27 protein-coding genes and 1 tRNA gene are annotated in these 25,786 nt (G+C 64.9%); 16 read left to right on the top strand and 12 right to left on the bottom strand.

What is annotated here, in order from left to right:
- Positions 1–125 precede the first annotated feature (125 nt).
- From WBH99_RS09755 to rsmI, 3 genes are read right to left on the bottom strand one after another with little or no spacing between them, the layout of a single operon-like run.
- Positions 126–560 (bottom strand): hypothetical protein, encoded by a 435-nt coding sequence (locus WBH99_RS09755; protein ID WP_424219888.1) that lies wholly within the window; start codon positions 558–560, stop codon positions 126–128.
- A 23-nt stretch (positions 561–583) separates the two neighbouring features.
- Positions 584–1,618, bottom strand: a complete 1,035-nt coding sequence (gene pyrC / locus WBH99_RS09750) for a dihydroorotase (RefSeq protein ID WP_424219887.1) — start codon at positions 1,616–1,618, stop codon at positions 584–586.
- 31 nt (positions 1,619–1,649) lie between these two features.
- Positions 1,650–2,489 (bottom strand): 16S rRNA (cytidine(1402)-2'-O)-methyltransferase, encoded by an 840-nt coding sequence (gene rsmI, locus WBH99_RS09745; protein ID WP_424219886.1) that lies wholly within the window; start codon positions 2,487–2,489, stop codon positions 1,650–1,652.
- 11 nt (positions 2,490–2,500) lie between these two features.
- On the opposite strand from rsmI, the gene WBH99_RS09740 reads away from it, so the two are divergent.
- Genes WBH99_RS09740 through WBH99_RS09720 form a run of 5 tightly spaced genes read left to right on the top strand, consistent with a single transcriptional unit; the run spans position 2,501 to position 6,197 of the window.
- Positions 2,501–2,863, top strand: a complete 363-nt coding sequence (locus WBH99_RS09740) for a YraN family protein (RefSeq protein ID WP_424219885.1) — start codon at positions 2,501–2,503, stop codon at positions 2,861–2,863.
- The gene (locus WBH99_RS09735) at positions 2,844–3,224 is read left to right on the top strand and encodes an HIRAN domain-containing protein (RefSeq protein WP_424219884.1); all 381 of its coding nucleotides are present in this window, start codon (positions 2,844–2,846) and stop codon (positions 3,222–3,224) included. Before WBH99_RS09740 ends, WBH99_RS09735 begins: the two co-directional genes overlap by 20 nt.
- Positions 3,225–3,271: 47 nt before the next feature.
- Positions 3,272–3,865: a phosphoheptose isomerase gene (locus WBH99_RS09730; protein ID WP_424219883.1), complete on the top strand. Its 594-nt coding sequence runs from the start codon at positions 3,272–3,274 to the stop codon at positions 3,863–3,865.
- On the top strand, positions 3,862–4,527 hold the full coding sequence (locus tag WBH99_RS09725) for a BON domain-containing protein (RefSeq protein ID WP_424219882.1): 666 nt from the start codon (positions 3,862–3,864) through the stop codon (positions 4,525–4,527). The genes WBH99_RS09730 and WBH99_RS09725 overlap by 4 nt, the downstream gene beginning before the upstream one ends.
- A gap of 11 nt (positions 4,528–4,538) precedes the next feature.
- Positions 4,539–6,197 carry a Na/Pi cotransporter family protein gene (locus WBH99_RS09720; RefSeq protein WP_424219881.1) on the top strand — a complete coding sequence of 553 codons (1,659 nt, stop codon included), beginning with the start codon at positions 4,539–4,541 and terminating at the stop codon, positions 6,195–6,197.
- 32 nt (positions 6,198–6,229) lie between these two features.
- On the opposite strand, the gene WBH99_RS09715 is transcribed toward WBH99_RS09720, so the two are convergent.
- Complete coding sequence (locus WBH99_RS09715; RefSeq protein WP_424219880.1) at positions 6,230–8,386, bottom strand: putative bifunctional diguanylate cyclase/phosphodiesterase; 2,157 nt, start codon at positions 8,384–8,386, stop codon at positions 6,230–6,232.
- A gap of 193 nt (positions 8,387–8,579) precedes the next feature.
- Here WBH99_RS09715 and gmk point away from each other — a divergent pair, with 193 nt between their 5' ends.
- From gmk to WBH99_RS09690, 5 genes are read left to right on the top strand one after another with little or no spacing between them, the layout of a single operon-like run.
- Complete coding sequence (gmk, locus tag WBH99_RS09710; RefSeq protein ID WP_424219879.1) at positions 8,580–9,188, top strand: guanylate kinase; 609 nt, start codon at positions 8,580–8,582, stop codon at positions 9,186–9,188.
- An 18-nt stretch (positions 9,189–9,206) separates the two neighbouring features.
- Positions 9,207–9,413, top strand: coding sequence for a DNA-directed RNA polymerase subunit omega (gene rpoZ / locus WBH99_RS09705; protein WP_424219878.1), 207 nt, complete (start codon positions 9,207–9,209; stop codon positions 9,411–9,413).
- A gap of 21 nt (positions 9,414–9,434) precedes the next feature.
- The gene (locus WBH99_RS09700) at positions 9,435–11,636 is read left to right on the top strand and encodes a RelA/SpoT family protein (protein WP_424219877.1); all 2,202 of its coding nucleotides are present in this window, start codon (positions 9,435–9,437) and stop codon (positions 11,634–11,636) included.
- Positions 11,633–12,883, top strand: coding sequence for a D-amino acid dehydrogenase (locus tag WBH99_RS09695; protein WP_424219876.1), 1,251 nt, complete (start codon positions 11,633–11,635; stop codon positions 12,881–12,883). Before WBH99_RS09700 ends, WBH99_RS09695 begins: the two co-directional genes overlap by 4 nt.
- Positions 12,884–12,893: 10 nt before the next feature.
- Positions 12,894–13,682 carry a TatD family hydrolase gene (locus WBH99_RS09690; RefSeq protein WP_424219875.1) on the top strand — a complete coding sequence of 263 codons (789 nt, stop codon included), beginning with the start codon at positions 12,894–12,896 and terminating at the stop codon, positions 13,680–13,682.
- A gap of 28 nt (positions 13,683–13,710) precedes the next feature.
- Here the strand turns inward: WBH99_RS09690 and WBH99_RS09685 are convergent, their stop codons facing one another.
- The 4 genes from WBH99_RS09685 to WBH99_RS09670 form a co-directional block, all read right to left on the bottom strand.
- Positions 13,711–14,712: an AAA family ATPase gene (locus WBH99_RS09685; protein WP_424219874.1), complete on the bottom strand. Its 1,002-nt coding sequence runs from the start codon at positions 14,710–14,712 to the stop codon at positions 13,711–13,713.
- Complete coding sequence (locus WBH99_RS09680) at positions 14,712–17,606, bottom strand: EAL domain-containing protein (protein WP_424219873.1); 2,895 nt, start codon at positions 17,604–17,606, stop codon at positions 14,712–14,714. Before WBH99_RS09680 ends, WBH99_RS09685 begins: the two co-directional genes overlap by 1 nt.
- A complete protein-coding gene (locus WBH99_RS09675; RefSeq protein ID WP_424219872.1) occupies positions 17,603–18,688 on the bottom strand; it encodes a cytochrome-c peroxidase in 1,086 nt (361 codons plus the stop codon). The genes WBH99_RS09680 and WBH99_RS09675 overlap by 4 nt, the downstream gene beginning before the upstream one ends.
- A 234-nt stretch (positions 18,689–18,922) precedes the next feature.
- On the bottom strand, positions 18,923–19,375 hold the full coding sequence (locus WBH99_RS09670) for a c-type cytochrome (protein ID WP_424219871.1): 453 nt from the start codon (positions 19,373–19,375) through the stop codon (positions 18,923–18,925).
- A gap of 113 nt (positions 19,376–19,488) precedes the next feature.
- On the opposite strand from WBH99_RS09670, the gene WBH99_RS09665 reads away from it, so the two are divergent.
- The 6 genes from WBH99_RS09665 to WBH99_RS09640 all read left to right on the top strand — a co-directional run bounded on the left by WBH99_RS09665 (position 19,489) and on the right by WBH99_RS09640 (position 23,339).
- Positions 19,489–19,565 (top strand) — tRNA-Arg (locus WBH99_RS09665).
- Positions 19,566–19,644: 79 nt separating this feature from the next.
- The gene (locus WBH99_RS09660; protein ID WP_424219870.1) at positions 19,645–20,205 is read left to right on the top strand and encodes a YqgE/AlgH family protein; all 561 of its coding nucleotides are present in this window, start codon (positions 19,645–19,647) and stop codon (positions 20,203–20,205) included.
- Between the two features lie 5 nt (positions 20,206–20,210).
- Entirely contained in the window at positions 20,211–20,648 is a 438-nt protein-coding gene (ruvX, locus tag WBH99_RS09655; RefSeq protein WP_424219869.1) for a Holliday junction resolvase RuvX, read from the top strand.
- Entirely contained in the window at positions 20,620–21,132 is a 513-nt protein-coding gene (pyrR, locus tag WBH99_RS09650) for a bifunctional pyr operon transcriptional regulator/uracil phosphoribosyltransferase PyrR (protein ID WP_424219868.1), read from the top strand. Before ruvX ends, pyrR begins: the two co-directional genes overlap by 29 nt.
- Positions 21,125–22,084 carry an aspartate carbamoyltransferase catalytic subunit gene (locus tag WBH99_RS09645; protein WP_424219867.1) on the top strand — a complete coding sequence of 320 codons (960 nt, stop codon included), beginning with the start codon at positions 21,125–21,127 and terminating at the stop codon, positions 22,082–22,084. Before pyrR ends, WBH99_RS09645 begins: the two co-directional genes overlap by 8 nt.
- Before the next feature lies 1 nt (position 22,085).
- Positions 22,086–23,339 (top strand): dihydroorotase, encoded by a 1,254-nt coding sequence (locus tag WBH99_RS09640; RefSeq protein WP_424219866.1) that lies wholly within the window; start codon positions 22,086–22,088, stop codon positions 23,337–23,339.
- 42 nt (positions 23,340–23,381) lie between these two features.
- Here WBH99_RS09640 and WBH99_RS09635 read toward each other — a convergent pair whose 3' ends face one another.
- From WBH99_RS09635 to WBH99_RS09620, 4 genes are read right to left on the bottom strand one after another with little or no spacing between them, the layout of a single operon-like run.
- Positions 23,382–23,681 carry a DUF167 domain-containing protein gene (locus WBH99_RS09635; protein WP_424219865.1) on the bottom strand — a complete coding sequence of 100 codons (300 nt, stop codon included), beginning with the start codon at positions 23,679–23,681 and terminating at the stop codon, positions 23,382–23,384.
- Positions 23,678–24,205 (bottom strand): YggT family protein, encoded by a 528-nt coding sequence (locus tag WBH99_RS09630; RefSeq protein WP_424219864.1) that lies wholly within the window; start codon positions 24,203–24,205, stop codon positions 23,678–23,680. Before WBH99_RS09630 ends, WBH99_RS09635 begins: the two co-directional genes overlap by 4 nt.
- A gap of 17 nt (positions 24,206–24,222) precedes the next feature.
- Complete coding sequence (proC, locus tag WBH99_RS09625; RefSeq protein ID WP_424219863.1) at positions 24,223–25,035, bottom strand: pyrroline-5-carboxylate reductase; 813 nt, start codon at positions 25,033–25,035, stop codon at positions 24,223–24,225.
- Positions 25,032–25,736, bottom strand: coding sequence for a YggS family pyridoxal phosphate-dependent enzyme (locus tag WBH99_RS09620; RefSeq protein WP_424219862.1), 705 nt, complete (start codon positions 25,734–25,736; stop codon positions 25,032–25,034). The genes proC and WBH99_RS09620 overlap by 4 nt, the downstream gene beginning before the upstream one ends.
- Positions 25,737–25,786 lie beyond the last annotated feature (50 nt).

The following is a 25,786-nucleotide window of genomic DNA, read 5'->3' as shown; positions in this document are numbered from 1 at the left end:
CGGATTATACGCGCCTGGCGGCAATTACCCCGCGCCGACCGGGGCGAAATTGCCATGCCGCGTTGCAACAGGCCGGGTCGGCATTGCCAGGAGCCCGGGTGGAAAACAAGTTCGGCCGCATCGAATCATCGGGATCCGGCAGCCGCCTCTTCGGGCCTGGCCGCCGGGGTGAATGTAAACACTCCGTTCTTCACGGCGAAGGTCCCCAGGTGGACGCCGATACCTCCCGGCGGTTCCTCGGTCAGCGGGGCAAAACCCAGGCAGGTACGGGTTTCCGTGACATACCGGTTGTTGCCGACCGCGAGGATGAAGGTTCCCGGCCCAGGCTGCCAAAGTTCGACGGGGGTCGAAAGATCGGCTTCCTGCAGCGTGTGCTTGCGCTGGCAATCGGGCATGCGCGCCACCACCACCGCCAGCTTCACCTGCTTCTTCCAGAACAGGTTCTGTTCCCGCACCACGGTGAGGGCATGCCGGGAACCATCGATCCGGTAAGCCGCCCCATCGTTGATGCACCCCGTCAGCAGGGGCAGCAGGGCGAAGGGCAAAATGCGGCGCAACATGGTCATCTCCTCGGTAACATGGATCAAGCCAGCAGTTTCCAGCCCAGCTGCTCCCCGGCCCGCAGGGGTACCAGGGTTTCGCCGGGAAGATAGGGGTAGGCTTCGGGCACGGCCAGGACTTCCTGGCTCAGGGTCACCGTCCCGGCATTGCGGGGCAAGCCGTAGAATGCGGGCCCATGGAAGCTGGCAAAGGCTTCCAGCTTGTCCAGGGCACCGGCCGCTTCAAAAGCCTCGGCATACAGCTCCAGGGCCCCATAGGCGGTGTAACAACCGGCACAGCCACAGGCCGCTTCCTTGGCGCTCCTGGCATGGGGGGCGGAATCGGTGCCCAGGAAAAACCTGGGACTGCCGGAGGTGGCTGCCCGCACCAGGGCCTGGCGGTGGGTTTCCCGCTTCAGCACCGGCAGGCAGTACCAGTGGGGCCGCACGCCGCCCTGGAAGAGGGCATTGCGGTTGTAGAGCAGGTGGTGGGCAGTGAGGGTGGCCGCCACATTCGGACCGGCTTCCAGCACGAACTGGACGGCATCCTGGGTGGTGATGTGCTCCATCACCAGCTTCAACTCGGGAAAGCGCTGCAGCAAAGGCAGCAGCACCGTGTCGATGAAAACCTTTTCCCGGTCGAACAGGTCCACCGCCGGATCGGTCACTTCACCATGCACCAGCAGGGGTAGCCCCAGGCGTTCCATTTCGGCCAGGGTGTCGTAGGCGGCCTCGATCCGGGTCAGACCTGCGTCGGAATGGGTGGTGGCACCGGCCGGGTACAGCTTCACGGCCTTGACGAAACCACAGGCCACGGCCCGGGCAATTTCGGCCGGCGGCGTGTCGTCGGTCAGATACAGGGTCATCAGGGGCTCGAAGCTCAGGCCGGCAGGCAGGGCGGCCAGGATGCGCTGACGGTAGGCATCCGCCCGCTCCACCGTGGTCACCGGCGGCTTCAGATTGGGCATGACGATGGCCCGGGCAAACTGGCGTGCGGTATGGGGCAGAACGGCGGACAGGGCGGCGCCGTCGCGCAGGTGCAGGTGCCAGTCGTCGGGGCGGGTAATCGTGATCTGCATGAGAATCTCCCGGTGGAGCGGTTTGCTGATTCTAGCCCTTCAGGGCCAGGGCCCGCTCATAGAGCGCGTTCTTGCTGCCGCCGCTGATGGCCGCGGCAAGCTTGGCGGCCTGTTTCACGGGCAGGTTTTCGGCCAGCAGCAGTTTCAGCACCCGTTCGGCCTCCCCGTCATCCCGGCCCTGGGGGCAACCGGACACCAGCAGCACGAATTCGCCTTTTTGCTGATTGGGATCGGCCTCCATCCAGGCCAGCGCCTCCCCCAGCGGCAGGCGCTGGATGGTCTCGAACAGCTTGGTCAGCTCCCGGGCCATGACCAGGGTGCGCTCCGCGCCCAGTACCGCCGCCAGGTCGGCAACGGTTTCCAGCACCCGGTGCGGCGCTTCGTAGAACACCAGGGTGTAGGGCAGTTCCAGCAGGCTTTCCAGCACCTTGCGGCGTTGGCCGGACTTGGAGGGCAGGAAGCCATAGAACAGCCAGTGGTCGTCTTCCAGCCCTGCCGCCGAGAGGGCGGTGGTGGCGGCGCAGGGGCCGGGCAAGGGAATCACCCTGCCCCCCGCCTCCCGGACCCGGGCAACGATGCGGGCGCCGGGATCGGAAATGGCGGGCGTGCCGGCATCGGAAACCAGGGCCACCGCCTCCCCCGCCGCCAGCTTGGCGAGGATCGACCCGGCAGCGCCGGCTTCGTTGTGTTCATGGGCGGCCAGCAGCCGGGCCGGAGACCCCAGGTGTTGCAGCAGGGGGGCCGTGTGACGGGTGTCTTCGGCGGCCACCCAGGCGACGCTGCACAGGACCTCCCGGGCCCGCTCGCTGATGTCCTTGAGATTCCCCAGGGGAGTCGGCACCACATACAATGGCGACAATTGTTTTGTCATGAAAGCTCGCTATGGCAGGTGCGGACAAAGATACCACGGACGGAGCCCGGGCCGAGGCGCTGGCGGCAGCCTACCTCGAAGCCCGGGGGCTGCGGCTGCTGGCGCGCAATTTCCGGGTCAAGGGCGGCGAGATCGACCTGGTCTGTCAGGAGGGGGACACCACCGTCTTCGTGGAAGTGCGCTTGCGCCGCAATCCCCGCTTCGGTGGTGCCGCGGCCAGCATCACCGCGGCCAAGCTGCAACGCCTCATCCTGGCGGCCCGGCACTGGCTGTCCCGGCACGGGGAGGGCCCCTGCCGCTTCGACTGCATACTCCTGGACCGGGTCGAAACCCATGCGATCGAATGGCTCAAAGATGCCTTCACGGCGGATTGAGCTGGGGCTCCTGCTGCTGGTCAGCGGGATCGGCCTGCTCCAGGCTCAGGAACGCATCCGCATCCTGGTGCAATCCTCCCCCCTGGCAGGCAGCCAGTTCCACGCCCTGACGACCCTGCGTCCCCAACTCCAGGTCGGCGACCGCCTGGACCTGGTGCGGGAGCGGGACAATCCCCATGACCCCCTCGCCATCCGGGTGGAATGGCAAGGGCACAAGCTGGGTTACGTACCGCGCAAGGAAAACCGGGCCGTCGCCGAGGCACTGGATCGCGGCGAGGTCCTCGAGGCCCGCATTTCCAGGCTGAAGGCAGACCCCAACCCCTGGAAACGCCTGGAGTTCGAAATCCTGATGGAACTCTGATGCTAGAATTCCCCACCACAAATGACCACCAAGCCCCAGAGAACACAATGGATTTGATCGCCCGCGTCAGCCAGCATTTCGAAGACAGCGCCCGCACCCAGCAGGAAACCGTGGAATTACTGGCCGCGCCCCTGGCCGCCGCCATCGAGACCATGACCCATTCCCTGCTCAACGACGGCAAGATCCTCGCCTGCGGCAACGGCGGCTCTGCTGCCGATGCCCAGCATTTCGCAGCCGAGCTGGTGGGCCGCTTCGAGGTGGAGCGCCAGGAACTGGCCGCCATCGCCCTGACCACAGATTCTTCCATCCTCACTGCCGTCGGCAACGACTACAGTTTCAGACACATCTTTTCCCGCCAGGTGCGGGCCCTGGGCCGTCCCGGGGATGTGCTGCTGGCCATCTCCACCTCGGGCAATTCCGGCAATGTGGTGGAAGCCATCCGCGCCGCCCATGAGCAGGACATGAAGGTGATTGCCTTCACCGGCCGGGACGGCGGCGAAATCGGCCACCTGCTGCAGGAGGAGGACATCCACCTGTGCGTCCCCGTGCCCCGCACGGCGCGCATCCAGGAAGTGCATCTCTTGATGATTCACTGTTTATGCGACGGCATCGACAGCCTGTTGATGGGAGTAGAGGAATGAAGCCCAAGCACCACCCCAGCCGCCGGTCCCTGCTCGGACTCATGAGCCTGAGCCTCGCCCTGCCCGCCCTGCAAGGCTGTTTCGGCGTGGCCGTGGCCGGCGCCACCGCAGGCGCCCTGGCCGCCTCCGACCGCCGCTCGCTCGGCGTCCAGACCGACGATGAATCCATTGAACTCAAGGCCAGCAGCCGGCTCAGCAAGGAAATCCAGGACCGCGCCCACATCAATTTCACGAGCTACAACCGCCGCGTGCTGATCACCGGCGAGGTGCCCGACGAAGCCACCAAGGCGAAGGTGGCCGAAGAAGTGAGCCGCATCGAAAATGTGCAGGGGGTCTGGAACGAACTGGTGGTAGCCGGCAACAGCAGCCTCGGTGCCCGCAGCAATGATGCCTACATCACCTCCAAGGTCAAGGCCCGCTTCATCGACGCCAACCAGTTCGCGGCCAATCACGTGAAGGTGGTCACCGAAGCCGGCAATGTGTTCTTGCTCGGCATCGTCACGGACCGGGAAGCCAAGGCCGCCATCCAGGTGGCCCGCAATACCGAAGGGGTACAAAAGGTCATCAATGTGATGCAGATCATCAGCGATGAGGAAGCCCGGCGCATCGACGCCAGCCTCGCCAACTCCGCCTCTTCCACGGCCACCTCCAGCCAGCGCTGAGCGCGTCCTCCATGGCGGCCGATCCCCTCGCCGCCCTGCCCGAAGGCTTGCCCGGTGGCTTGCTCGGTGGTGTGGGACTCTTTCTGCTGGGCATGCACCTGCTCACGGAAGGCCTCAAACTCGCCGCCGGCCGCGCCCTGGAAGACCTGCTGGAGGATTGGACCTCAAGCCGCCTGCGGGGCTTGTGCACCGGCTTTCTCATCACCTCCCTGGTGCAGTCCTCCACTGCGGTCACCATCGCCACCATCGGCTTCGTCAATTCGGGGCTGTTGACCCTGCGCAATTCGCTCTGGGTGATTTACGGCTCCAACCTCGGCTCCACCATGAATGCCTGGCTGGTGGCGGCGCTGGGGTTCAACTTCAAGATCGACGCCCTGGCCTTGCCCTTCATCGGCATGGGCACCATCCTGATGCTGGTGGCCCGCGGCATACGCAGTCGGGCCCTGGGGCAGGCCCTGGCAGGTTTCGGCATCCTCTTTCTGGGCATCGATGTGCTCAAGGATGCTTTTTCCGGTCTGGGCGAACAGGCCGCGCTCGAAAGTTTCGTCCGCCCCGGTATTTCGGGCTACCTGATCCTGGTCGGCATTGGCACCCTGATCACCGTCTTGATGCAGACCTCGGGGGCAGTCATCGCCCTCATCATCACTGCCGCACAGGGCGGCCTGATGAGCATCGAAGCCGCTTGCGCGATGGTGATCGGCACCAATATCGGCACCACCTCCACCGCCATTCTTGCTGCCCTGAGCGCCACGGCCAATGCCCGGCGCGTCGCCGCTGCCCACATGATATTCAATATCGTCACCGGCCTCGTGGCGCTCATCCTGCTCCCGCTGCTGATCACCTTTCTCAGTGAGATCCAGACTTTTACCGCGCAGCCGTTCACGCCTGCCGTGATGGTGGCGGCCTTTCACTCCACCTTCAATCTGCTCGGGGTGGCCCTGATGGTGCCGCTGGACCCCTGGCTGACCCGCGCCCTGGCCCAGCGCTTTCGCAGCCATCACGAAGAAGCCTCCAAACCCCGCTATCTGGACCGCAACATTCTCAGCGTTCCCGATCTGGCCCTGCGCGCCCTGCGTCTCGAACTGGCGCATACCCAGAGCCTCGCGGCCGCCTGTCTGCATCAGGCCGCCCTGCCGCATCCCGACACGGCCCTGATTGCCCGCCAGCGGGATACCCTCAACACGCTGTCCAGGGCTGTCACCGACTATATTCACCACATCAGTGCCGCCACCTTGCCCGCCACCCTGGTCGAAGCCCTGGCCCGGAGTCTGCGTGTGCTGCGCTACCAGCAGACCGCCTGCGACCTGGCCCAGCATGGCGCGGCCCTGGCCGCAGAAGGCGGCTGTGCGGCTGAAGCCCAGCACTTTCAGGAAGCCTTGCAAGCGCTCTGCCTGGCCTGCGACGGGAACCGGGACGACTTTAGCCGCACCGGCATGGAAATGGCGCTGGAGGCGACGGAAGCGCGTTATGCCACCCTCAAGGAAGCCCTGCTGGTGGCCGGGGCTGCCGGACAACTGGATATTCGCGCCATGGAAAACTGGCTGCAGCAGGGCAGCCACTACCGCCGCGCCGCCGAGCAACTGGTCAAGGCCCAGCGCCACCTGCTCTCCCTGGAAATTCCCGACCACCTGCCCCTCCCGGAAGACGGGCTGGCAACCCCCGACAACTGAACCGGCCCGCCAGAAAGACGGCAGGCAGCGGTTCAGTGCTGGCGGCGATCTGCTGCCGAACGCAGACAGAGCCGGGCATCCAGCGAGCCGAGCAAGCGCTCCAGTTCAGTCGCGGTCAGGGGCTTGCTGAACAGATAACCCTGAAGGTAGTCGCAGCCCTGGCGCAGCAGATAATGCTCCTGGGCCGCAGTCTCCACGCCCTCGGCCACCACGGACAGCCCCAGGGCATGGGCCAGGGCGATGGTGGCGGAGCAGATCACGGCATCATCCTGGCTGGTTTCGATATCCTTCACGAAGGAGCGGTCGAGCTTCAGGGAGTCGATCGGCAGCAGTTTCAGATAGGCCAGGGAAGAATAGCCGGTGCCGAAGTCATCGATCGCCATGGAAATTCCCATCGCCTTGATTTTATTGAGCATCTCGATGGTTTCCAGGGGGTTGCCCATGGCGGCGCTCTCGGTGATTTCGAGCTCCAGGTCGGCCGCGGTGAGGCCATGTCGTTCCAGGAGACGCGCCACCTGCCCGGGAAAATCCGCCTGCCGCAATTGCAGGACGGAAAGATTCACCGCCACCCGGAAGGCGGGCAGCCCCTGACGATGCCAGGCCTGACGTTGGCGGCAGGCTTCTTCCAGCACCCAGGCTCCCAGCGGCACGATCAACCCGGTTTCCTCCGCGACGGGGATGAAACGGTCGGGCGGCACCAGGCCGCGCTCCGGGTCCAGCCAGCGCACCAGGGCCTCGACGCCCATCAGGCAACCGCTTTGCCCGTCGATCTGCGCTTGGTAATGCAGCACGAACTCGCCCTGGGCCAGGGCCCGGGGCAGATTGCTCTCCAGGATGAAGCGCTCGGTCGCCGCTGCATTCAAGGCTGGATCAAAGCGCTGCAGGCCGTTGCGCCCTTGTGACTTGGCGTGATACATCGCCGCATCGGCATTGCGCATCAGGGTATCGGCATCCTTGCCATCTTCAGGGTAGAAACTGATGCCCATGCTGGGCGTGGCGTGCAGCACCTGGCCCTCGATTTGATAAGGCTGGCGCAGGGTTTCCAGGAGCTTGCCGGCAACACTCAGCACCACCTCCATCGTCGCCGCCCCCGTCACCACCACCACGAACTCATCGCCGCCCAGGCGGGCGACCACGTCATCATTGCGCACCGCGGCCTGCAGACGCGCCCCCGTCTGCACCAGCAGGGCATCCCCGACATGGTGCCCAAGGCTGTCATTGATCAGTTTGAAACGATCCAGATCAATCAGGATCACGCCGAGCATCTCCTGGCGCCGATGGGCGGCCAGCAGGGCCTGGCCCAGGCGTTCCTGCAGGCAAAGACGGTTGGGCAGGCCGGTCAGGGTGTCGTGCAAAGCCAGGTAGCGGATGCGGTTTTCGGCCTCCTTGTGCTCGGTAATATCGGTAAAACAGGCAATATGATGCGTCAGCCGCCCCCGGTCATCCTTGAGCAGGGCGATGGAAAGCAGCTTGGGATACACCGCGCCATCCTTGCGCCGGTCCCAGATCTCGCCCTGCCAGTGGCCGCGCTCCCGGAGCGCGGCCCACATCTTCTGATACACCTCCCGCGGGGTCTGCCCAGCAGAAAGCAGGCTGGGATTCCGGCCCATCACCTCTTCGGGGCGGTAACCGGTCAGGGCCGTGAAGGCCTGATTCACCATGACGATACGATTATCCTGATCACTCACCAGGATCGCCTCGCCCACCTGGCGGAATACCTCGCCCATCAGCCGCAGGTGCGCCTGTTCCTGTTTGCGCCCCGTGATGTCGGTGACCACGCCAATCAGCTGCACGAGCCGCCCCCGCTCATCGCGCTGACCGCTAACGGCCAGCTCGCCCCAGACCTCCCGGCCACTGCGGTGGAGGTAGCGTTTTTCGATCTGGTAACTGTCGCGCTCCCCCCGGGCGATGGCCGCCAGGTAATCGGTTTCGAGGGGCTCGTCTTCTGGATGGGTCAGCTCGGCGATGCTCATGCCCTGCAGTTCCTGCGCGGTGTAGCCCAGCATCCGGGCATAAGCCTCATTGACTTCCAGCAAGCGCCCCTGAACATCCGCCAGGGCAATGCCCACCGTGGCGTTGGAAAAGAGGGCGCGCTGCCGTGCTTCGCACTCCGCCAGCGCCGTCAGCAAGGGGCGGCTCCCGGCCTGCAGGGCATGGGCTGCGCGACCGGATGGATTCAGTGCCGTCACCCCTCACGCCGTCACCCCCCAACAGGCAAAGGCCAGCCCCAGGTCCCCCAGGCTCAGCCGCCATCCACTTGCCGCCCTCAAAATGAAACTCCTCGTCAAAATGACTCTCCTCGTCAAACCCAGCACCAGAACGATTGCCGGATTTTACTGTCTATAGGTGAGAATATCGGTTTCCCGCAAGTGAAGGGCTGTCATGTCCGGTTTACTGTTCATCGTCGCCGCCCCATCGGGGGCCGGCAAAACCACTCTGGTGCGTCAACTGCTGGCGACCGGGATCGGGCTTGCCCTGTCCATTTCCTACACCACCCGGGCGCCCCGCCCCGGGGAGGAAAACGGACGGGAATATCACTTTACTGACGTCGCCCACTTCCGCGCCATGATCGAGGCCGACGACTTTCTCGAATGGGCGAAAGTGCATGACCATTACTATGGCACGTCAAAACGCTGGATCGAAACCGAGCGCGCTGCGGGCCGGGATGTGCTGCTGGAAATCGACTGGCAGGGTGCGCAGCAGGTGCGCCGCCTGTTCCCCGACGCCATCGGCATCTTCATCCTGCCGCCCTCGCTGGAGGTGCTGACCCAGCGCCTCCAGGGCCGGGGTACGGACAGCCCGGAAGTGATCGCCCGACGCCTCGCCGCCGCCCGGGAAGAGATGAGCCATGTGGGGGAATTCGGCTATGTTATTATTAACGATGATCTGCAGACAGCACTGACGGACTTCGTTTCCATCGTGCGGGCCTCCCGGCTGCGGCTGGAAACCCAGCGCCTGCGTCATCCCGCCCTGTTTGCCCGACTCACCTGATCCCATCGAGACAACACCATGGCCCGTATTACCGTTGAAGACTGCCTGAAGCAAATCCCCAACCGTTTCGAAATGACCCTGGCGGCCGCCCATCGCGCCCGCCAGCTGGCCTCCGGCTCCACCCCCCTGGTGGAAGACGAGAAGGACAAACCCACGGTGATGGCCTTGCGTGAAATCGCCATGTCCAAGGTGGGCAAGGAAATTCTCAACCGCGGTCAGGCCTGAAGCCAGGGGCGAACGTGACTCATGGCCAACCCCAGCGTCCCGGTCTCGCCTCTTGTTCCCCCTGCCTCACCAGAGGCGGAAGGTGGTTTCTACGCCCTTTCTCCCGATGACCCGGCCTACCTGGTCTTCATCGACAGTCTGGATTACCTGAGCCCTGAAGAAGTCGCCCGCGTCAAGGCGGCGGTACGCTTCTCGGACAAAGCCCACGAACATCAGACCCGCCTTTCCGGCGAGGCCTACATCACCCACCCCCTTTCGGTCGCTGGCGCCGTGGTGGAATGGCGCATGGACGCGGACGCCATCTGCGCCGCCTTGCTCCACGACGTGCTGGAAGACACCGGGGTCACCAAGGCCGAACTGAAGGAACATTTCGGCGCCGGGGTGGCAGACCTGGTCGACGGCCTGTCCAAACTGGACAAGATCGAGTTTGCCTCGCACCAGGAGGCCCAGGCGGAAAACTTCCGCAAGATGCTCCTGGCCATGGCCCGCGACCTGCGCGTGGTGCTGATCAAGCTGGCCGACCGGCATCACAATCTGCAGACCATGTCCGCCGTGCGCCCCGACAAGCGCCGCCGCATTGCCCGGGAAACCCTGGAAATCTATGCGCCCATTGCCAACCGGCTCGGGCTCAACAAGATGTTCCGGGAACTGCAGGATACTTCCTTCCGCCTGATCCACCCCGTGCGCGCCCATGTGCTGGGCAAAGCCATGCTGGCGGCCCGGGGCCACCGCAAGGAATTGCTGACCCGCATCACCGACAACATCCGCGCCAAGATCGAAGAAGTGGGCATCCAGGCCCAGGTTTTCGGCCGGGAAAAGAGCCTCTACTCCATCTACACCAAGATGGAAGAAAAGCGCCTCTCTTTTTCCCAGATCCTCGACATCTACGGTTTTCGCGTCGTGGTGCACGACATTCCCACCTGCTACCTGGCGCTGGGCGCCCTGCATGCCCTCTACAAGCCAGTGCCGGGCAAGTTCAAGGACTATATCGCCATCCCCAAGGCAAATGGCTACCAGTCCCTGCACACCACCCTGATCGGCCCCTATGGCACGCCGGTGGAAGTCCAGATCCGCACCGAGGAAATGGACCATGTGGCCCAGGAAGGCGTGGCCTCCCACTGGCTCTACAAGGATGCCGAACACAGCGGCGCCGACCTGCAGATCCGCACCCACAAATGGCTCCAGTCCCTGCTGGAAATGCAAAGTGGCGATTCCTCCGAATTCTTCGAGAACGTCAAGATCGACCTGTTCCCGGACGAGGTCTATGTTTTCACGCCCAAGGGCAAGATTCTCGCCCTGCCCCAGGGCGCCACGCCGGTGGACATGGCCTATGCCATTCACACCGATGTCGGCAACTGCTGCATCGCCGCCCGCATCAACCATGAACTGGCCCCTCTGCGCACCGAGCTGAAGAACGGCGATGTGGTGGAGATCGTCACCGCCGCCCACGCCAACCCCAACCCGGCCTGGCTCAGCTATGTCAAGACCGGCCGGGCCCGGAGCAAAATCCGCCATTTCCTGCGCACCGTGCAAAACGAGGAATCCGCCGCCCTGGGTGAGCGCCTGCTGGTCCAGGAACTGCACAGCCTCGGGGTGCCGGCCCCGGAAATTCCTGCCGCCGCCTGGGAGCGGCTGGTCAAGGCATCCGGCAACCGCTCGATCAAGGAAGTCTTCACCGACATCGGCCTGGGCAAGCGCCTCGCCGCCGTGGCCGCCCGCCGGCTGCTGGCCGAGGATGCCATTCCCATCTGCACCACGCCGGGCAGCCTCACCATCCGGGGCACCGAAGGCATGGCCATCCAGCTTGCCAAATGCTGCCAGCCCATCCCCGGCGACCCGATCATCGGCTCCATCAAGAAGGGCCAGGGCCTGGTGGTCCACACCCACGACTGTCCGGTGATCCGCAAATCCCGCTCTCACGAACCACAGAAGTGGATCGACGTGGAGTGGGAGTCCTCGCCCGGCACCTTGTTCGAAGTGCGCCTCGACGTGGAGGTAAAGAATTCCCGGGGCGTGCTGGCCCAGGTGGCTTCGGCCATTTCCGATTCCGGCTCCAATATCGAGAACGTCGCCATGGAAGGAGACCCGGAAAAGCTGTTCACCCTGCTGCACTTCATCATCCAGGTCGGTGGCCGGACCCATCTGGCTCAGGTGATGCGTAACCTGCGCCAGATCTCCCAGGTGATCCGCATCAACCGCCTGCGCCTGGAGTCCGAATCATGAGAGTGCTGGTGCTGGGGGCTGGAGTCGTCGGCACCGCCAGTGCCTGGTACCTGAGGCAGGCCGGCTGCGAAGTCACCGTGCTGGACCGCCAGGCAGCCGCCGGCATGGAAACCAGTTTCGCCAATGGCGGCCAGATTTCCGTCTCCCACGCCGAACCCTGGGCCAATCCCCACGCCATTCCCCAGGCTCTCCAGTGGCTGGGCAAAGAAGACGCCCCCTTGCTGTTCCGCCCCCGTTTCGACCCGGAACTCTTCCTCTGGGGCCTCTCCTTCCTGCGCCACTGCCTGCCCGGCCACACCCGGGACAACATCCGCGCCATCGTCAAGCTGGCCCTCTACAGCCGCGCCCGGCTACAGGCCCTGCGCCAGGAACTGGGCCCGGAATTCGGCGCGAGCTATGACTGCCTGGAAAAAGGCATCCTGCACATTCATACGGACCGCCGCGAGTTTGCCCGGGCGGTCGAGGCGGCCCGGCTGATGCAGGAGTTCGGGCTGGACCGCAAACCCATCGGGGTGGAAGAATGCCTCGCCATCGAACCGAGTCTGGCCGCCGCCCGCCCCTTGCTGGTGGGCGGGGATTACACGGCATCGGACGAATCCGGCGACGCCCACCGCTTCACCCAGGCCCTGGCCACCCGGGCCGCCAGAGCAGGAGCCGAGTTCCGTTACTCCAGCCCGATTGCCGATCTGATCGTGGAACAAGGCAAGGTGCTCGGGGTACTCCTGCAATCCGGCGAAGCGCTCCCGGCAGAGGCCGTGGTACTGGCGCTGGGCAGCTACTCCGCTCCCTTCCTCCGGCCCCATGGGGTGCGCCTGCCCATCTACCCGGCCAAGGGCTATTCGGCCACCCTCAACCTCGGACCCGACAGCATCGCCCCCAGTGTCAGCCTCACCGATGACGGTCACAAGATCGTTTTTTCCCGCTTCGGCCAACGCCTGCGCATCGCCGGAACCGCCGAATTCAATGGTTTCAATCTGGACCTGAACCCGGTGCGCTGCAAGGCCCTCTTGCGCCGGGCACAAGTCCTGTTTCCCCAACTCCAGCCCCAGGGGGAGCCCGTCTTCTGGTGCGGCCTGCGCCCGGCCACGCCCTCCAACGTGCCCCTGGTCGGCCGCTCCCCCCTGCAAAATCTCTGGCTCAATACCGGGCATGGCACCCTGGGCTGGACCATGGCCTGCGGTTCCGCCGCCGCGCTGACGGACCTGATCCTGGGCCGCCGGCCGGAGCCTGAATTCCCGTTCGCCTGAATCCCCCGCTGTGTGGATCGACAGCCACTGCCACCTGGACGCCCCCGAATTCGAGCCGGATCGTGATCGGGTCTGGCAGTCCGCCCGGGACCTCGGCGTGGTGGGTGCCCTGATTCCGGCCATCAGCCTTGCCAACTGTGCGGCGGTAGATGCCTGCTGCCAACGCTACCCGGGCTGCGCCCCGGCCTATGGCATTCACCCGCTGTTCGTCATGGCCGCGGGGGAAGCCGATCTGGCAGGGCTGGCCCGCCGCCTGGAGCAGCAGCGCCCGGCGGCCATCGGGGAAATCGGCCTGGACGGCCATGTGACCAACGTGGCGTTCGACCGGCAGGAACACTTCCTGGTCGCCCAGTTGCGCCTGGCCCGGGAATTCGAGCTCCCCGTGGTGCTGCACATGCGCCAGGCGGTGGATCAGGTGCTCAAGCAACTGCGCCGCATCCGGGTGCCGGGCGGCATCGCCCACGCCTTCAACGGCAGCCGCCAGCAGGCGGAGGAATTCATCAAGCTGGGGTTCAAGCTGGGCTTTGGCGGCACCCTCACCTACCCCGGCAGCACCCGCATCCGCCGCCTCGCGGTCGACTTGCCGCGGGAGGCCCTGGTGCTGGAGACCGACGCCCCGGACATTCCCCCGAGCTGGCTCGCCCGGGGCCGCAACAGCCCGGCCGAACTGCCGCGCATCGGCCGGGTCCTGGCGGAGCTGCGGCAAATGCCGGAAGCGGAACTGGCGGCGCAGTTGTGGCAGAACACCCTTACCGCCCTGCCGGGCCTTGCGGCGGTGTTAAAGGGGCCCAAAGCGTGAACAGCGAACAAGCGAACAAAAGAGAAGCCTAAGCCGCGCGAAACTCGGGCGGCTCAAAGAGGGAGCGGATCACTACCTGGCGCACCTCGGGCCGGTCCGGCACGGCAAACAGCACCGGATTGAGCACTTCCTCGAAGATGCCGCGCAGGCTGCGCGCCCCGGTCTTGTATTCGTAGGCGATGTCGGCGATCTGCTGGAACACGGCGGGCGCTATCTTCAGCTCGACCCCTTCCTGGGCCAGGATTTCCCGGAACTGCCGGTACAGGGCCTGGCGCGGCTCGACCATGATGCGCACCAGCATCTCCTTCGAGAGTTCGCGCAGCCTCGCCAGCACCGGCAGGCGCCCGGTGAATTCGGGAATCAGGCCGAACTCGAACAGGTCGGTGGGTTTCACCCGGCTGTTGATGCGATCGAGGAGGCTGGCATCCTCCCCCTGGGCCGTGCCGATATAGCCGAAGCTGTGGGTGCGGGCCATGATCTGCTCGAGGCCCACGAAGGCGCCACCGCAGAGAAAGAGGATGCCCGAGGTATCCACCACCCGCCCGTCCTCGAGCCGCACCGGCGCCCCTTCCATGATCTTCAGGAGGGCATGCTGGACGCTTTCCCCGGACACCAGGCGGGGCTGGCCGTCGCTGCTGGCCTTGAGCTTGTCGACCTCGTCGATGAAGACGATGCCCTGGCCGGCCAGGTCCGTCTGTCCTCCCGCCTTTTCCACCAGCCGTTCCATGATCGCCTCGATCTCCTCTCCCACGAACCGGGTCTGGGCGAGGGAAGTGGCATCCGCGGTGACGAAGGGCACCTGGAGCAGCCGCGCCAGGGTTTCGCAGAGCAGGGTCTTGCCGCAGCCCGAGGGGCCGATGATGAGCACATTGCTCTTGTCCATCGACGCAGCCCCGCCCCGGGCCAGGGCGAGCTTGCGGTAATGGAGATAGACCGCCACCGCCAGCACCCGCTTCGCCTCCTCCTGGCCGATCACATACTGGTCGAGGTAGGCGACGATCGCGCTGGGTCTTGCCGTCTGAATCGCCATCACACCGCATCTCCGTCATCCACCACACAGGGGAGTTCGAGGAGTTGCCAGGGAGGGCAGGGGCGGGAGTAGAGGTAACCTTGCAACTGATCGCAACCCATCTCCACCAGGCGCTTACGCTGCGCCTCGGTTTCCACCCCTTCGGCCACGGTTTCCATGGACAGGGCATGAGCCAGCAGGATGATCGCCTGCACCACCGAGCGGGCTTCGGGCTCCTGGCCCAGGCCCTGGACAAAGCTCTGGTCGATCTTGACCACATCCACCGGGAAGCGGGAAAGGTAAGAAAGGGAAGAATAGCCGGTGCCAAAGTCGTCGATGGCAATGCGGATGCCCCACTGGCGCAACCGGGAAAACAGCTGGAAAGTGCGCCCGGGATCATCCGCCAGGGAAGATTCGGTCAATTCGATTTCCAGGCCGCGAGGGGGGATGCCAGTTTCCCGCAGGATGCCGGCCACCATCCCGGAGAAGTCCGGATTACGCAGTTGCCGGGCCGACACATTGACCGCCACGCGTTCAATGGGCAAGCCCTGGTTCTGCCACTCCACCAGTTGGCGGCAAGCCGTTTCCATGCACCAACGCCCGAGCACATCGATATAGCCCGTGGCTTCTGCCAGAGGGATGAAGCGATCCGGCATCAGCAGGCCACGGCGCGGGTGCTGCCAGCGCACCAGGGCTTCCACCCCCAGGATCAAGCCGGTACGGGCATCCACCTGCGGCTGGTAGTAGAGGCAGAGTTCGTCCCGGGCCACGGCATGGCGCAGATCGGTTTCCAGCTCCAGGCGATCGAGAGAGTTCTCGCTATCGCTTTCAAGGAAGAAGCGAAAGATGGAACGGCCGGCATCCTTGGCGTTGTAGAGCGCCACGTCCGCATGTTTGAGCAGGGTCTGGGGATTTTCCCCATCGGAGGGATAGACGGCAATGCCAATGCTGGTGGTGACGAACACCTCCCGCCCATCCAGATCGAAGGGGGTCTCGAATTCGGCCAGCATGCGGCTGGCCAGCGAGGCCGCATCCGCGTGAGACGAAATTTCGGGCAGCAGCAGGGCAAATTCGTCGCCGCCCAGCCGCCCCAGGGTATCTCCTTCGCGCAGCAGGCGGGTCAGGCGCTGGCTCACGGATTTCAGCAGGATGTCCCCCGCCCCATGCCCCAGCGAGTCGTTGATGGATTTGAACCGGTCCAGGTCAAAGAGCATGATCGCCAGGGGGCGTCGGCTGCGGTGCGCCTGGTGCATGGCATTATCGAGCCGATCGTTGAACAGCAGCCGGTTGGCCAAGCCGGTCAGCGGATCATGATAGGCCAGGTGGTGGATGTAAGCTTCCGCCTGCTTGCGCTCGGAAATATCCGAGAACAGGGCAAGGTATTGCACGATCGCCCCCGCCTCATCCCGCACGGCCGTGATGGAAAGCCACTCGGGGTAGGTTTCGCCGCTCTTGCGCCGATTGATGATCTCGCCCTGCCATTTACCCGCTTCATTCAGGCTCTTCCACATCTCCTGATAAAAACTCTTGTCGTGGATGCCGGAACCCAGCAGGAACCCCGGCGTATGGCCCACGGCATCGGCCTCGGTAAAGCCGGTGATGCGGGTGAAAGCCGGATTGACCGACTGGATCCGCCCATCCGGCCCGGTGATGGTCATGGCTTCGGAGAGATTGTCGAATACCCGCGCCGCCAATTGCAGCCGGGCCGCGGCCATGCGCTGGGCGCTGATGTCGCGAAAGGAGGTCACATAGCCCGGGGGCCCGTCACTCCCATCCCGCCTCGCCATGGGGCCCCCGAGAAAAGCCACGGGCAGTTGCTTGCCATCCGGACGCTGCACACACTCCTCGCCCTCAAAGGAACGCCCCGCCGCCAGGGCCGCCCGGAACGAAGAATCCTGCGCCTCATCCTGGGGCAAAATGCAATCCACCGACTGGCCCAACAGCTCGCTTTCGCTACGGCCCAGCAGCACCTCAGCACGTCGATTCAAGAAATTGAGTCGGCCCCGGGCATCAAAACTGAGAATACCCTCGCCCAGATGATCCGCCACGTTATTCAGCAAGCTGTGACTCCTGGCCAGTTCCTGGGCCGTATGCCGCAAGCGCAGCATGATCAGGGCAACCACCGCAATCATGAACAAGGCAAAGATGGCCATCAGCCGCCGGTAATGTTCGGCCTGAATCTCCGCTCGGGCAAAGGCCCGCGCATATTCACCATAAGCCCGCTCCATATCCTCGGGGAAGCGGCTGCGGGAAAGGTCGTACATCAGGCGCTGCAGCGGCAAATGGTCATTCACGATCAATTTGCCATGCGCCGCAAGCAGCCGCGCCCGGGTAGCGGCAGGCTCCGGCCAGCGCCGACTTCCGGCCTCGAGGCGGTCGAGGCCGGCAACAATGCGGGAAACATCCTCGGTCTGCTGCGCATTGACAAAAATGAGCACATCCCGGGTAACCGAATTCAGGAGGGAAGCCGGGGCACGCCAAGAAGCGTCCCAGCCGGAATGCAACTGCGTGGCGAGATTGACGAAGTGTTGCAGGGAATTGTTCAGCACCGCGTTCTGCCGTTTGAAATCCTCCATCTCCCGCTGTTTCAGGCGCCAGCTTTCCCGGGCCGCCTGCAGCGCCCCAGGCAGGCCGATCCGCTCGAAATCGGTCTGCAGCGCTTGCAACAACTCCTCGGCCTGGGCCCCGGATATGGCCAGGCTGTCATAGTCGAGCAGCTGGCGATGGCGCAAGCGCAACACCTCCAGATTCACCCGGGTATCGAGCCCCAGGGCCTGGCGCACCTGCAATTCGACCTGGACCCGGTTGCCGCTGCCGACCCGGGCACTCAGGAAATACAGCGTGATCAGCACCATGGCCAGAAAAGCCAGTAGCATCCAGGGCAGAAATGGGCGCAAGGCAACACGGACCTTCACTCCCGCACCTCCCCGTTCAAGGCGTTGAGAAACAGGACCATCAGCTTCACATCCTGTTGCGGCAATTCAATCCCCAACTGGAAACGCCCCATCTGGGCCACCGCCTCTTCCAGCGTGGCAGCGGAACCATCATGGAAATAGGGCCCGGTCAGGGCCACATTCCTCAAACCCGGCACCTTGAAGACATGCCGGTCCTCTTCCCGACCGGTGACATTGAAGCGCCCCAGATCGGCCTGGGTCAGCGGCTGCTTCCCGGCAAAATAGTCCTGCATCACTCCGAAGCGCTGGAACATGTTGCCCCCCACATTGGCGCCCTGATGACAGGCAGGGCAGCCGTGCCGCTTGAACAGGCCGTAACCCTCCAGCTCCTCGCTCGAGAGCGCCTCGTCATCGCCCAGCAGCCAGCGATCCATGCGCGAGGGCGTCATCAGGGAACGCTCGAATTCGGCAATGGCATCCTGGATGGCGGCCGCAGACGGTGACGATTTGTAGAGCGCAACGAAGCGGGCCTCCAGTTGGGCATCCTTTCCTAGCTTGAGCAGGACATCCGCCCAGCGGGAATCCATTTCCAGAGGATTGTGGATGGGACCCGCCACCTGATCCTCCAGGCTCGGTGAGCGGCCATCCCAGAATTGCCGGAAATTCAGCGCCGCATTGAGCACCGTCGGCGCATTGATCGGCCCTTCCTTCTGCCCCACGCCCAGGGAATGGACCCGATGATCCACGCCGCCCTGGGAAAGATCATGGCAGGAGGCACAACTGATGCGGTTATCCCGCGACAAGCGCGGATCATGAAACAAGGCGCGGCCCAGGGCCACCTTGGCCGGATCGAGATCACTGGCGAACTGAATCGGCAGCAGCGGCTCATCAAACCGGACCCTTTGAGCCCGGGCCTGGAGCAGGGTACGGGACGCGGGCGCAGCCTCCTGGGAAACAGGCAGGGAAGATGAAAATCGAACGACCAGCAGGATCGCCAGCAACAAGATCGCCAGCAACAGGATCGCCAACAACACAAGCCCCGCCCCCAGCCGCTTCTTCAGTGCCGCAGGAGAAAGGAAAGGATCCGGGGTTGCAGCAGGCATGACTGCGTCGAAGCGCTCCGAAAAAAATTCATCTCATTGTAATAGACCGATGCGCCACAGCCGGCAAACAATTGCGCCGCGCGCCACCCGCCATCACTCACCATCACCCGCCCCCGGCATGCGGGCCGCCCTTACAAGCCGCGCCCCCTGCCACCCCCGGCATGGGGTCCGCATGGGGTCCACAACGGGCGGTTGGCTTGGGTGCGCTGCGCCCCCCAGCGGGAGCCCCTGAAATTACCTGGCCTGGCTCACCAGATAATCAACGGCAGCCTTGATCTCGTCATCCGACAGATTCGCTGCGCCGCCCTTGGGAGGCATGGCATTCTTGCCGCCGAGGGCGGATCGATAGAGGGCATCGCTACCGGTAGCGATCCGGGGGGCCCAGGCCGCCTTGTCACCCTTCACGGGAGCACCCGCCGCCCCGGTAGCATGGCACGCGCTGCAAACGGAGGCATAGACGGCAGGACCATCCTTGGGCTGGGCGCTTGCTGCCGCATCGGCAGGGCCGGCGACCTTCAGTTCGAATCTGGCAACGGGCTGGATGCGGACTTCGGCATCTTCGGCACTTCCCGCCGTGGAAGGCGTATTGCCTTTGATGGTGAAGGGGACGATGACCACCGTGAGCAAGACGGCAACCGCGATTGTCATGTACATGATGGACTTGGACGAATGTTTCTGGTCGGCCATGCTGACTTCCTCAAAACGAAAAAAGATAACGCGCAATTATAGCCCGCAACCCAGGGCGCGGGACGACATTATGGACACCTCCCGGCAAACCCGGTATGATCCTGCCTCTTCATGCGCCCGTAGCTCAGCTGGATAGAGTACTGCCCTCCGAAGGCAGGGGTCGGACGTTCGAATCGTCTCGGGCGCGCCATGAACCTTGAAAATGGGCACTGGACCGGTGCCCATTTTCTTTCCCCCCCAACCTTGAAGCACGGCTAAAATCCTGCCTCATGGAAAGCGTCAAACTCACCCACCAGTTCCTCATCGCCATGCCAGCCATGGCGGACCCCTATTTTGCGAAATCCCTGGTCTATGTTTGCGAACATAACGAACAGGGCGCTCTGGGGATCATCGTCAACCGGCCCCTCGACCTGACCCTCGCCGGGCTGTTCGAGAAGGTGGACCTGCCCTTGCAGGCCAGCCAGATGGCGGACCTGCCCGTCTATTTCGGCGGGCCGGTGCAAACCGACCGGGGCTTCGTGCTGCATCGTCCCCGCGGCGAGTGGCAATCCAGCCTGCAGGTAACGGACGAAATCGCCCTCACCAGTTCCAAGGACATCCTCACCGCCATCGGCGAACGGGGCGAGCCTGGCGACATCCTGGTCACCCTGGGCTATGCCGGCTGGGGTGCCGGGCAACTGGAGGCGGAACTGGCCCAGAACGCCTGGCTGACGGTGCCGGCCGATGCCGCCATCCTCTTTGCCCTGCCGCCGGAAGAGCGGCTGGTGGCCACCATGCAGAAACTGGGGATCAGTTTTTCCCAACTGGCCGACACGGCCGGGCACGCCTGACAAGGATGGGCACCATCCTCGCCTTCGATTTCGGAGAAAAGCGTACCGGCGTGGCCGTGGGTGAAACCGCCCTGGGCCACGCCCATCCCCTGGAAGTCCTGCAAGCCAGCAGCGATGGGGAGCGCCTGGCCGCCATCGCCCGGCTGGTCGAGGAATGGCAGCCGGAATGCCTGGTCATCGGCCGCCCCACTCACGCCGACGGCACCCCCCATGCAATGACGGCCCGGGTGCACGAATTCGCCCTGCTGCTGCAGACGCGCTTTGGCCTCCCGGTCAGCGAGGCCGACGAACGCCTGACCTCCCGGGATGCAGAAACCCGCCTGCGCGAAACCGGCCGCAACGCCAAAACCATGAAGCCCCTGGTCGATGCCGTGGCGGCCCAATTGATTCTGCAAACCTGGTTTGACTACCCCCATGAGCACATCCCCACTCCATCTGCCTGATGCCGAGGCCCAATGCCGGGCCCTCGCCGAGCAAATCCGCCCGCACCTCACCCCCGACACCGCCCTGGTGGGCATCTACAGCGGCGGCGCCTGGATTGCCGAGCGGCTCACGCAACTCTTGCCCTTGCCGGAAGAAGCCGGCCTGATCGACATCTCCTTCTACCGCGACGATTTCGCCGAAAAGGGCCTGCATCCCCAGGTGCGCCCCACCCACATTCCCTTCGAGGTGGAAGGCCGCAAGCTGATCCTGGTCGATGACGTGCTGTACACCGGCCGTACCACCCGCGCCGCCCTCAATGAATTGTTCGACTATGGCCGCCCGGCCGCGGTGGAACTGGCGGTGCTGGCCGACCGGGGCGGGCGGGAACTGCCCATGGCGCCCACCTACTGCGTCTGGCACCTGGAACTGCCGCGCCAGACCTGCCTGACCCTGAAGCGGGACGATGCCGGCCGGCTCTCCTGGAGCGTTGAAGACCATGCGTAATCCGCAACTGAACGAGAACGGTGAATTGACTCACCTGCTCTCCATCGAGGGTCTGCCCAGGCACATCCTCAGCCATATCCTGGACACGGCCGCCTCCTTCATGGGAATCGCCGACCGTGAGGTGAAGAAGGTGCCGCTCTTGCGCGGCAAGAGCGTCTTCAACCTGTTCTTCGAGAACTCCACCCGCACCCGCACCACCTTCGAGATTGCCGCCAAGCGTCTCTCGGCGGACGTCATCAATCTGGACATCACCCGCTCCTCGACGGCCAAGGGCGAGACCCTGCTCGATACCATCGACAACCTCTGCGCCATGCATGCGAACATGTTCGTGGTACGCCACGCCGCCAGCGGCGCCCCTTACCTGATCGCCGAACACCTGAAACGGGTCCGCCACAAGAACATCCATGTGGTCAATGCCGGGGACGGGCGCCATGCCCACCCTACCCAGGGGCTGCTGGACATGTACACCATCCGCCACTACAAACAGAACTTCGAGCACCTGACCGTGGCCATCGTCGGCGACATCCTCCATTCCCGCGTCGCCCGTTCCGACATTCACGCCCTGACCACACTGGGGGTGCCGGAGGTGCGCGCCATCGGCCCCCGGACCCTGCTGCCCACGGATCTGGCCCGCCTGGGAGTGCGCGTCTTTCACGACATGCAAGAAGGCTTGAAGGGCTGCGATGTGGTGATCATGCTGCGCCTCCAGAACGAGCGCATGAATGGCGCCCTGCTGCCCTCCGCCGGCGAATACTTCAAGCACTACGGCCTCACCCCGGAAAAGCTGGCCCTGGCCAGGCCCGACGCCATCGTGATGCATCCGGGCCCGATGAACCGGGGGGTGGAGATCGACTCCGGCGTGGCCGACGGCAAGCAGGCCGTGATCCTCGACCAAGTGACTTTCGGTATCGCCGTGCGCATGGCGGTGATGAGCATCCTGGCAGGAAACTGAGATGAAAATCGCCATCAAGAACGGTCGCCTGATCGACCCGAAACACAATATCGACGCAGGGCGGGACCTGTTCCTGGCCGGGGGCCGGGTGGCGGGCGTGGGGCAGGCCCCGGCGGGCTTCAGGGCGGAGCAGGAGATCGACGCCAGCGGGCTCGTCGTCTGCCCCGGCCTGATCGACCTTTCCGCCCGCCTGGGCCGACTCGAAACCGAACTCGAGGCCGCCGTGGCGGGCGGGGTCACCACCCTGGTCAGCCCGCCGGACATGGACCCGCCCCTCGATGAGCCGGAACTGGCCGAGCGTCTGGTACGCCAGGCCGCCGACCTGGGCCTGGCCCGGGTGCTGCCTCTGGGCGCCCTGACCCAGCAGCTGGAAGGAGAAAAGCTGGCGGAAATGGCGACACTCAGGCAAGCCGGCTGCATCGCCTTTTCCCAAGGCAAACGGCCGATCCTCGACACCCAGGCCCTGCTGCGCGCCTTCGAATACGCCGCCACCTTCGGTTTTGCCATCTGGCTGCAGCCCCAGGACTACTACCTGTCCCGGGATGGCTTCGCCCATGACGGCGAGGTGGCCTCCCGCCTCGGGCTCACCGGCATTCCCGTCAGCGCCGAGACCATCGCCATCGCCACCTGCCTGACCCTGGCCGCCGACACCGGGGTACGCCTGCACCTGCGCCGCCTCTCATCCGCCGCCGGCATCGCCATGGTCGCCAAGGCCCGGGCCGAAGGGGTGGCCGTCACCTGCGACGTGGGCATCCATCACCTGCACCTGTGCGAATACGACATCGGCTTCTTCGACACCCAGGCCCGCTTCGACCCGCCCCTGCGCAGCCAGCGGGACCGGGACGGCCTCTGCGCCGGAGTCGCCGCCGGCACCGCCGTCCTCTGTTCCGACCACACCCCCCTGGATCAGGATGACAAGCTGGTGCCCTTCGCCGAGGCCAAGCCCGGCGCCACGGGCCTGGAACTGCTGCTCCCCCTGACGCTGAAGTGGGCCCAGGGCGGCAAGCTGTCCCTGGCCGCCGCCCTGGCTCCGATCACCAGCGGCCCGGCCGCCATCCTGGGCCGGGACGACCTGGGCCACCTGGCCCCCGGCGCCCAGGCCGATGTCTGCCTGTTCGCCCCGGAGGAAGCCTGGCAGGTCACGGCCGCCAGCCTGAAGAGCGACGGCAAGAACACTCCCTTCCTGGGCTGCGAACTGGCCGGCAGGACGAAGATCACCCTGGTGGGTGGCCGACGGGTGTTCGACGCGCGTTGAGGCAGGTGCGTTGAGGCAGGCGCGCTGAGGCAGGACCGTGCTTCACTCCGATGCGGCAGGCAGGGAAGCCAGCCTCGTTTCATCGACCCCTTCGACCCGTACCACTTTCTGCCGGGAGGTCTGGCCGCTCTTCAGGCTCACGGCAGCCTTGGGCAGGTCCAGCAGTTCCGCCACATAGGCCAGCAGGGCCGCATTGGCCTTGCCGTCCACCGGCGGCGCATGGAGGCGAATCTTCAAGGCATCGCCGTGCAGGCCCGCCACCCCGCTCTTCCTGGCGCCGGGCTGGATGTGGAGGGACAGGCAGAACGCCCCGTCCCTGTCCTGGCGATACCAGTGACTCACAGGAACTTCAACACCACTTGCAGCAACACGATTGCCAGCAGCGGCGCGAGATCGATGCCGGAAATGGGCGGCAGGATGCGCTGGATCGGTGCCAGGATCGGCCGGGTCAGCTGGTTGACAGGCCCGGCCAACGGCGAATAGGGATTCACCCAGGAGAGCACGGCGGCAATGATCAGGGCAAACGTGAATAGATACACCACCTGCCGCACCAGCTCCAGCAGCGCCTTGCCCAACAGGAACAACCACACCCCCGGCGGCATGGCAGCCAGTCCTCCGGCCATGCCCACCAGCAAGACCAGCAGCAGTAGCTGCAGCAGATAAGCGACGACCAGGCTGGACCAGTCATAGCCGCCGACACCGGGAATCATCCGGCGCAGGGGCTTCACCGCCCAATCGGTGAGCTGCATCACGAAGCCCCCCAGTTGATTGGCGAAGGAAACCCGTCCGGCCTGCATGAAAAACCGTAGCAGGAACAGCACGGAAAAGAACCCGACCACGGCCTCCAGGAGGAATTGCAGGGCCATTGACGGAGCGCCGCCCATCATCCCGCCCCCAGTTGCCGGGCCAGTTCCCGGCCCCGCGCCTCGGCGGCCTTGACCCCGGCGATGATGCCCTGGACCACGCCCTGGGCCTGCATCACGTTCAGGGCGGCCTCGGTGGTGCCGCCCCTGGAGGTAACCCGCTGACGCAGGACACTGGCGGGCTCCTCCGAAGCGGCCGCCTGTTGCGCCGCCCCCAGGGTGGTTGCCACCGCCAGATGACGGGCCTCATCCGGGCTGAATCCGAGTTCCGTCGCGGCCTTCTGCAGGGCTTCGATGAACAAAAACAGATAGGCCGGTCCGCTGCCGGAAATGGCCGTCACCGCGTCCATCCTGGACTCCTCTTCCACCCACAAGGTGGTGCCGGCAGTCTGGAGAATGCGCTCGGCGGCCAGGCGTTCGTTCAGGGCCACCTCGGGCAGGGCGCAGAGGCCACTCATGCCGGCGCCGATCATGGCCGGAGTATTGGGCATGGCGCGGACGATGCGGCGGTAGCCTCCCAGCCAGCGGGACAGGGTTTCCAGGGTCAGGCCAGCGGCGATGCTGACCACGAGCTGGTGCTGCAGATGGCCCGCCAGGGGTTGCACCGCCACCTGCATCTGCTGGGGTTTCACCGCCAGCACGATCACGTCTCCCTCCAGGACCCGGGCATCCACCTCGGGCAGGCAGACGATTCCGTAGCTATCCACCAGCTTCTGCCGTTGTTCGGCCAGCCGTTCCACCACCTGGATGTCCGCCGCCGCAAAGCCCTGCTTCAGCAGTCCGGCCACCAGGGCGGTCGCCATATTGCCGCCCCCAAGGAAAGTCATCTTCATATCGTGTTTCTCGCTCCGAAAATGGCCGTGCCCACCCGCACCAGGGTGCTGCCTTCGAAAATGGCGGCCTCCAGGTCGTGGGACATGCCCATGGAAAGGGTATCCAGCGCCAGCCCCTGGGCGACCAGGTCGGCTTGCAGCAAGCGCAACTGGCGCAAGGGCCGGCGCTGGGATTCGAAATCATCGACCGGGGCCGGAATGGTCATCAGACCCCGCAGACGCAGCCGGGGCAAGGCCGCCACCGCCCGGCACAGATCGGCCACCTCTGCCGGGGCGCAACCGCTCTTGCTGGCTTCGCCGGAAACATTGACCTGGACGCAGACCTGCAGGGGCGCCAGATGGGCCGGACGCTGCCCGGAGAGGCGCTGGGCCACCTTCAGACGGTCGATGGAATGGACCCAGTCGAAATGCTCCGCCACCGGCCGGGTCTTGTTGCTCTGCAGCGGGCCGATGAAGTGCCACACCAAGGAGCAGCCCGGAGGCAGCAGCGGGCCCAGGGCAGCGATCTTGTCGACGCCTTCCTGCACATAGTTTTCGCCAAAATCCCGCTGCCCGGCCAGGGCCGCTTCGAGCACATCGGCCGCCGGCTTGGTCTTGCTCACCGCCAGCAGCTGCACACTGTCCGGATCACGCCCGGCACGGCTCGCCGCCGCTTTCATGGCGAGGCGTACGGCTTGCAGCTTGGCGGGGATTGCGCTCATAATCGTCTGGAATCAACGCGGGTTTTTCCAGTATACCGCCCATTTCTCCT

Origin of the sequence: Azovibrio sp., from assembly GCF_049658005.1 — a bacterium.
In the GTDB taxonomy this organism is placed as follows: Bacteria; Pseudomonadota; Gammaproteobacteria; order Burkholderiales; family Rhodocyclaceae; genus Azovibrio.
This window is presented reverse-complemented; position numbering and strand designations above follow the sequence as displayed.

What these genes read in the sequence shown, in the direction of transcription:
- WBH99_RS09755 (WP_424219888.1), bottom strand. Translation starts at nt 560, where the DNA reads ATGTTGCGCCGCATTTTGCCCTTCGCCCTGCTGCCCCTGCTGACGGGG.
- pyrC (WP_424219887.1), bottom strand. Translation starts at nt 1,618, where the DNA reads ATGCAGATCACGATTACCCGCCCCGACGACTGGCACCTGCACCTGCGC.
- rsmI (WP_424219886.1), bottom strand. Translation starts at nt 2,489, where the DNA reads ATGACAAAACAATTGTCGCCATTGTATGTGGTGCCGACTCCCCTGGGG.
- WBH99_RS09740 (WP_424219885.1), top strand. Translation starts at nt 2,501, where the DNA reads ATGGCAGGTGCGGACAAAGATACCACGGACGGAGCCCGGGCCGAGGCG.
- WBH99_RS09735 (WP_424219884.1), top strand. Translation starts at nt 2,844, where the DNA reads ATGCCTTCACGGCGGATTGAGCTGGGGCTCCTGCTGCTGGTCAGCGGG.
- WBH99_RS09730 (WP_424219883.1), top strand. Translation starts at nt 3,272, where the DNA reads ATGGATTTGATCGCCCGCGTCAGCCAGCATTTCGAAGACAGCGCCCGC.
- WBH99_RS09725 (WP_424219882.1), top strand. Translation starts at nt 3,862, where the DNA reads ATGAAGCCCAAGCACCACCCCAGCCGCCGGTCCCTGCTCGGACTCATG.
- WBH99_RS09720 (WP_424219881.1), top strand. Translation starts at nt 4,539, where the DNA reads ATGGCGGCCGATCCCCTCGCCGCCCTGCCCGAAGGCTTGCCCGGTGGC.
- gmk (WP_424219879.1), top strand. Translation starts at nt 8,580, where the DNA reads ATGTCCGGTTTACTGTTCATCGTCGCCGCCCCATCGGGGGCCGGCAAA.
- rpoZ (WP_424219878.1), top strand. Translation starts at nt 9,207, where the DNA reads ATGGCCCGTATTACCGTTGAAGACTGCCTGAAGCAAATCCCCAACCGT.
- WBH99_RS09700 (WP_424219877.1), top strand. Translation starts at nt 9,435, where the DNA reads ATGGCCAACCCCAGCGTCCCGGTCTCGCCTCTTGTTCCCCCTGCCTCA.
- WBH99_RS09695 (WP_424219876.1), top strand. Translation starts at nt 11,633, where the DNA reads ATGAGAGTGCTGGTGCTGGGGGCTGGAGTCGTCGGCACCGCCAGTGCC.
- WBH99_RS09685 (WP_424219874.1), bottom strand. Translation starts at nt 14,712, where the DNA reads ATGGCGATTCAGACGGCAAGACCCAGCGCGATCGTCGCCTACCTCGAC.
- WBH99_RS09675 (WP_424219872.1), bottom strand. Translation starts at nt 18,688, where the DNA reads ATGCCTGCTGCAACCCCGGATCCTTTCCTTTCTCCTGCGGCACTGAAG.
- WBH99_RS09670 (WP_424219871.1), bottom strand. Translation starts at nt 19,375, where the DNA reads ATGGCCGACCAGAAACATTCGTCCAAGTCCATCATGTACATGACAATC.
- WBH99_RS09660 (WP_424219870.1), top strand. Translation starts at nt 19,645, where the DNA reads ATGGAAAGCGTCAAACTCACCCACCAGTTCCTCATCGCCATGCCAGCC.
- ruvX (WP_424219869.1), top strand. Translation starts at nt 20,211, where the DNA reads ATGGGCACCATCCTCGCCTTCGATTTCGGAGAAAAGCGTACCGGCGTG.
- pyrR (WP_424219868.1), top strand. Translation starts at nt 20,620, where the DNA reads ATGAGCACATCCCCACTCCATCTGCCTGATGCCGAGGCCCAATGCCGG.
- WBH99_RS09645 (WP_424219867.1), top strand. Translation starts at nt 21,125, where the DNA reads ATGCGTAATCCGCAACTGAACGAGAACGGTGAATTGACTCACCTGCTC.
- WBH99_RS09640 (WP_424219866.1), top strand. Translation starts at nt 22,086, where the DNA reads ATGAAAATCGCCATCAAGAACGGTCGCCTGATCGACCCGAAACACAAT.
- WBH99_RS09630 (WP_424219864.1), bottom strand. Translation starts at nt 24,205, where the DNA reads ATGGCCCTGCAATTCCTCCTGGAGGCCGTGGTCGGGTTCTTTTCCGTG.
- proC (WP_424219863.1), bottom strand. Translation starts at nt 25,035, where the DNA reads ATGAAGATGACTTTCCTTGGGGGCGGCAATATGGCGACCGCCCTGGTG.
- WBH99_RS09620 (WP_424219862.1), bottom strand. Translation starts at nt 25,736, where the DNA reads ATGAGCGCAATCCCCGCCAAGCTGCAAGCCGTACGCCTCGCCATGAAA.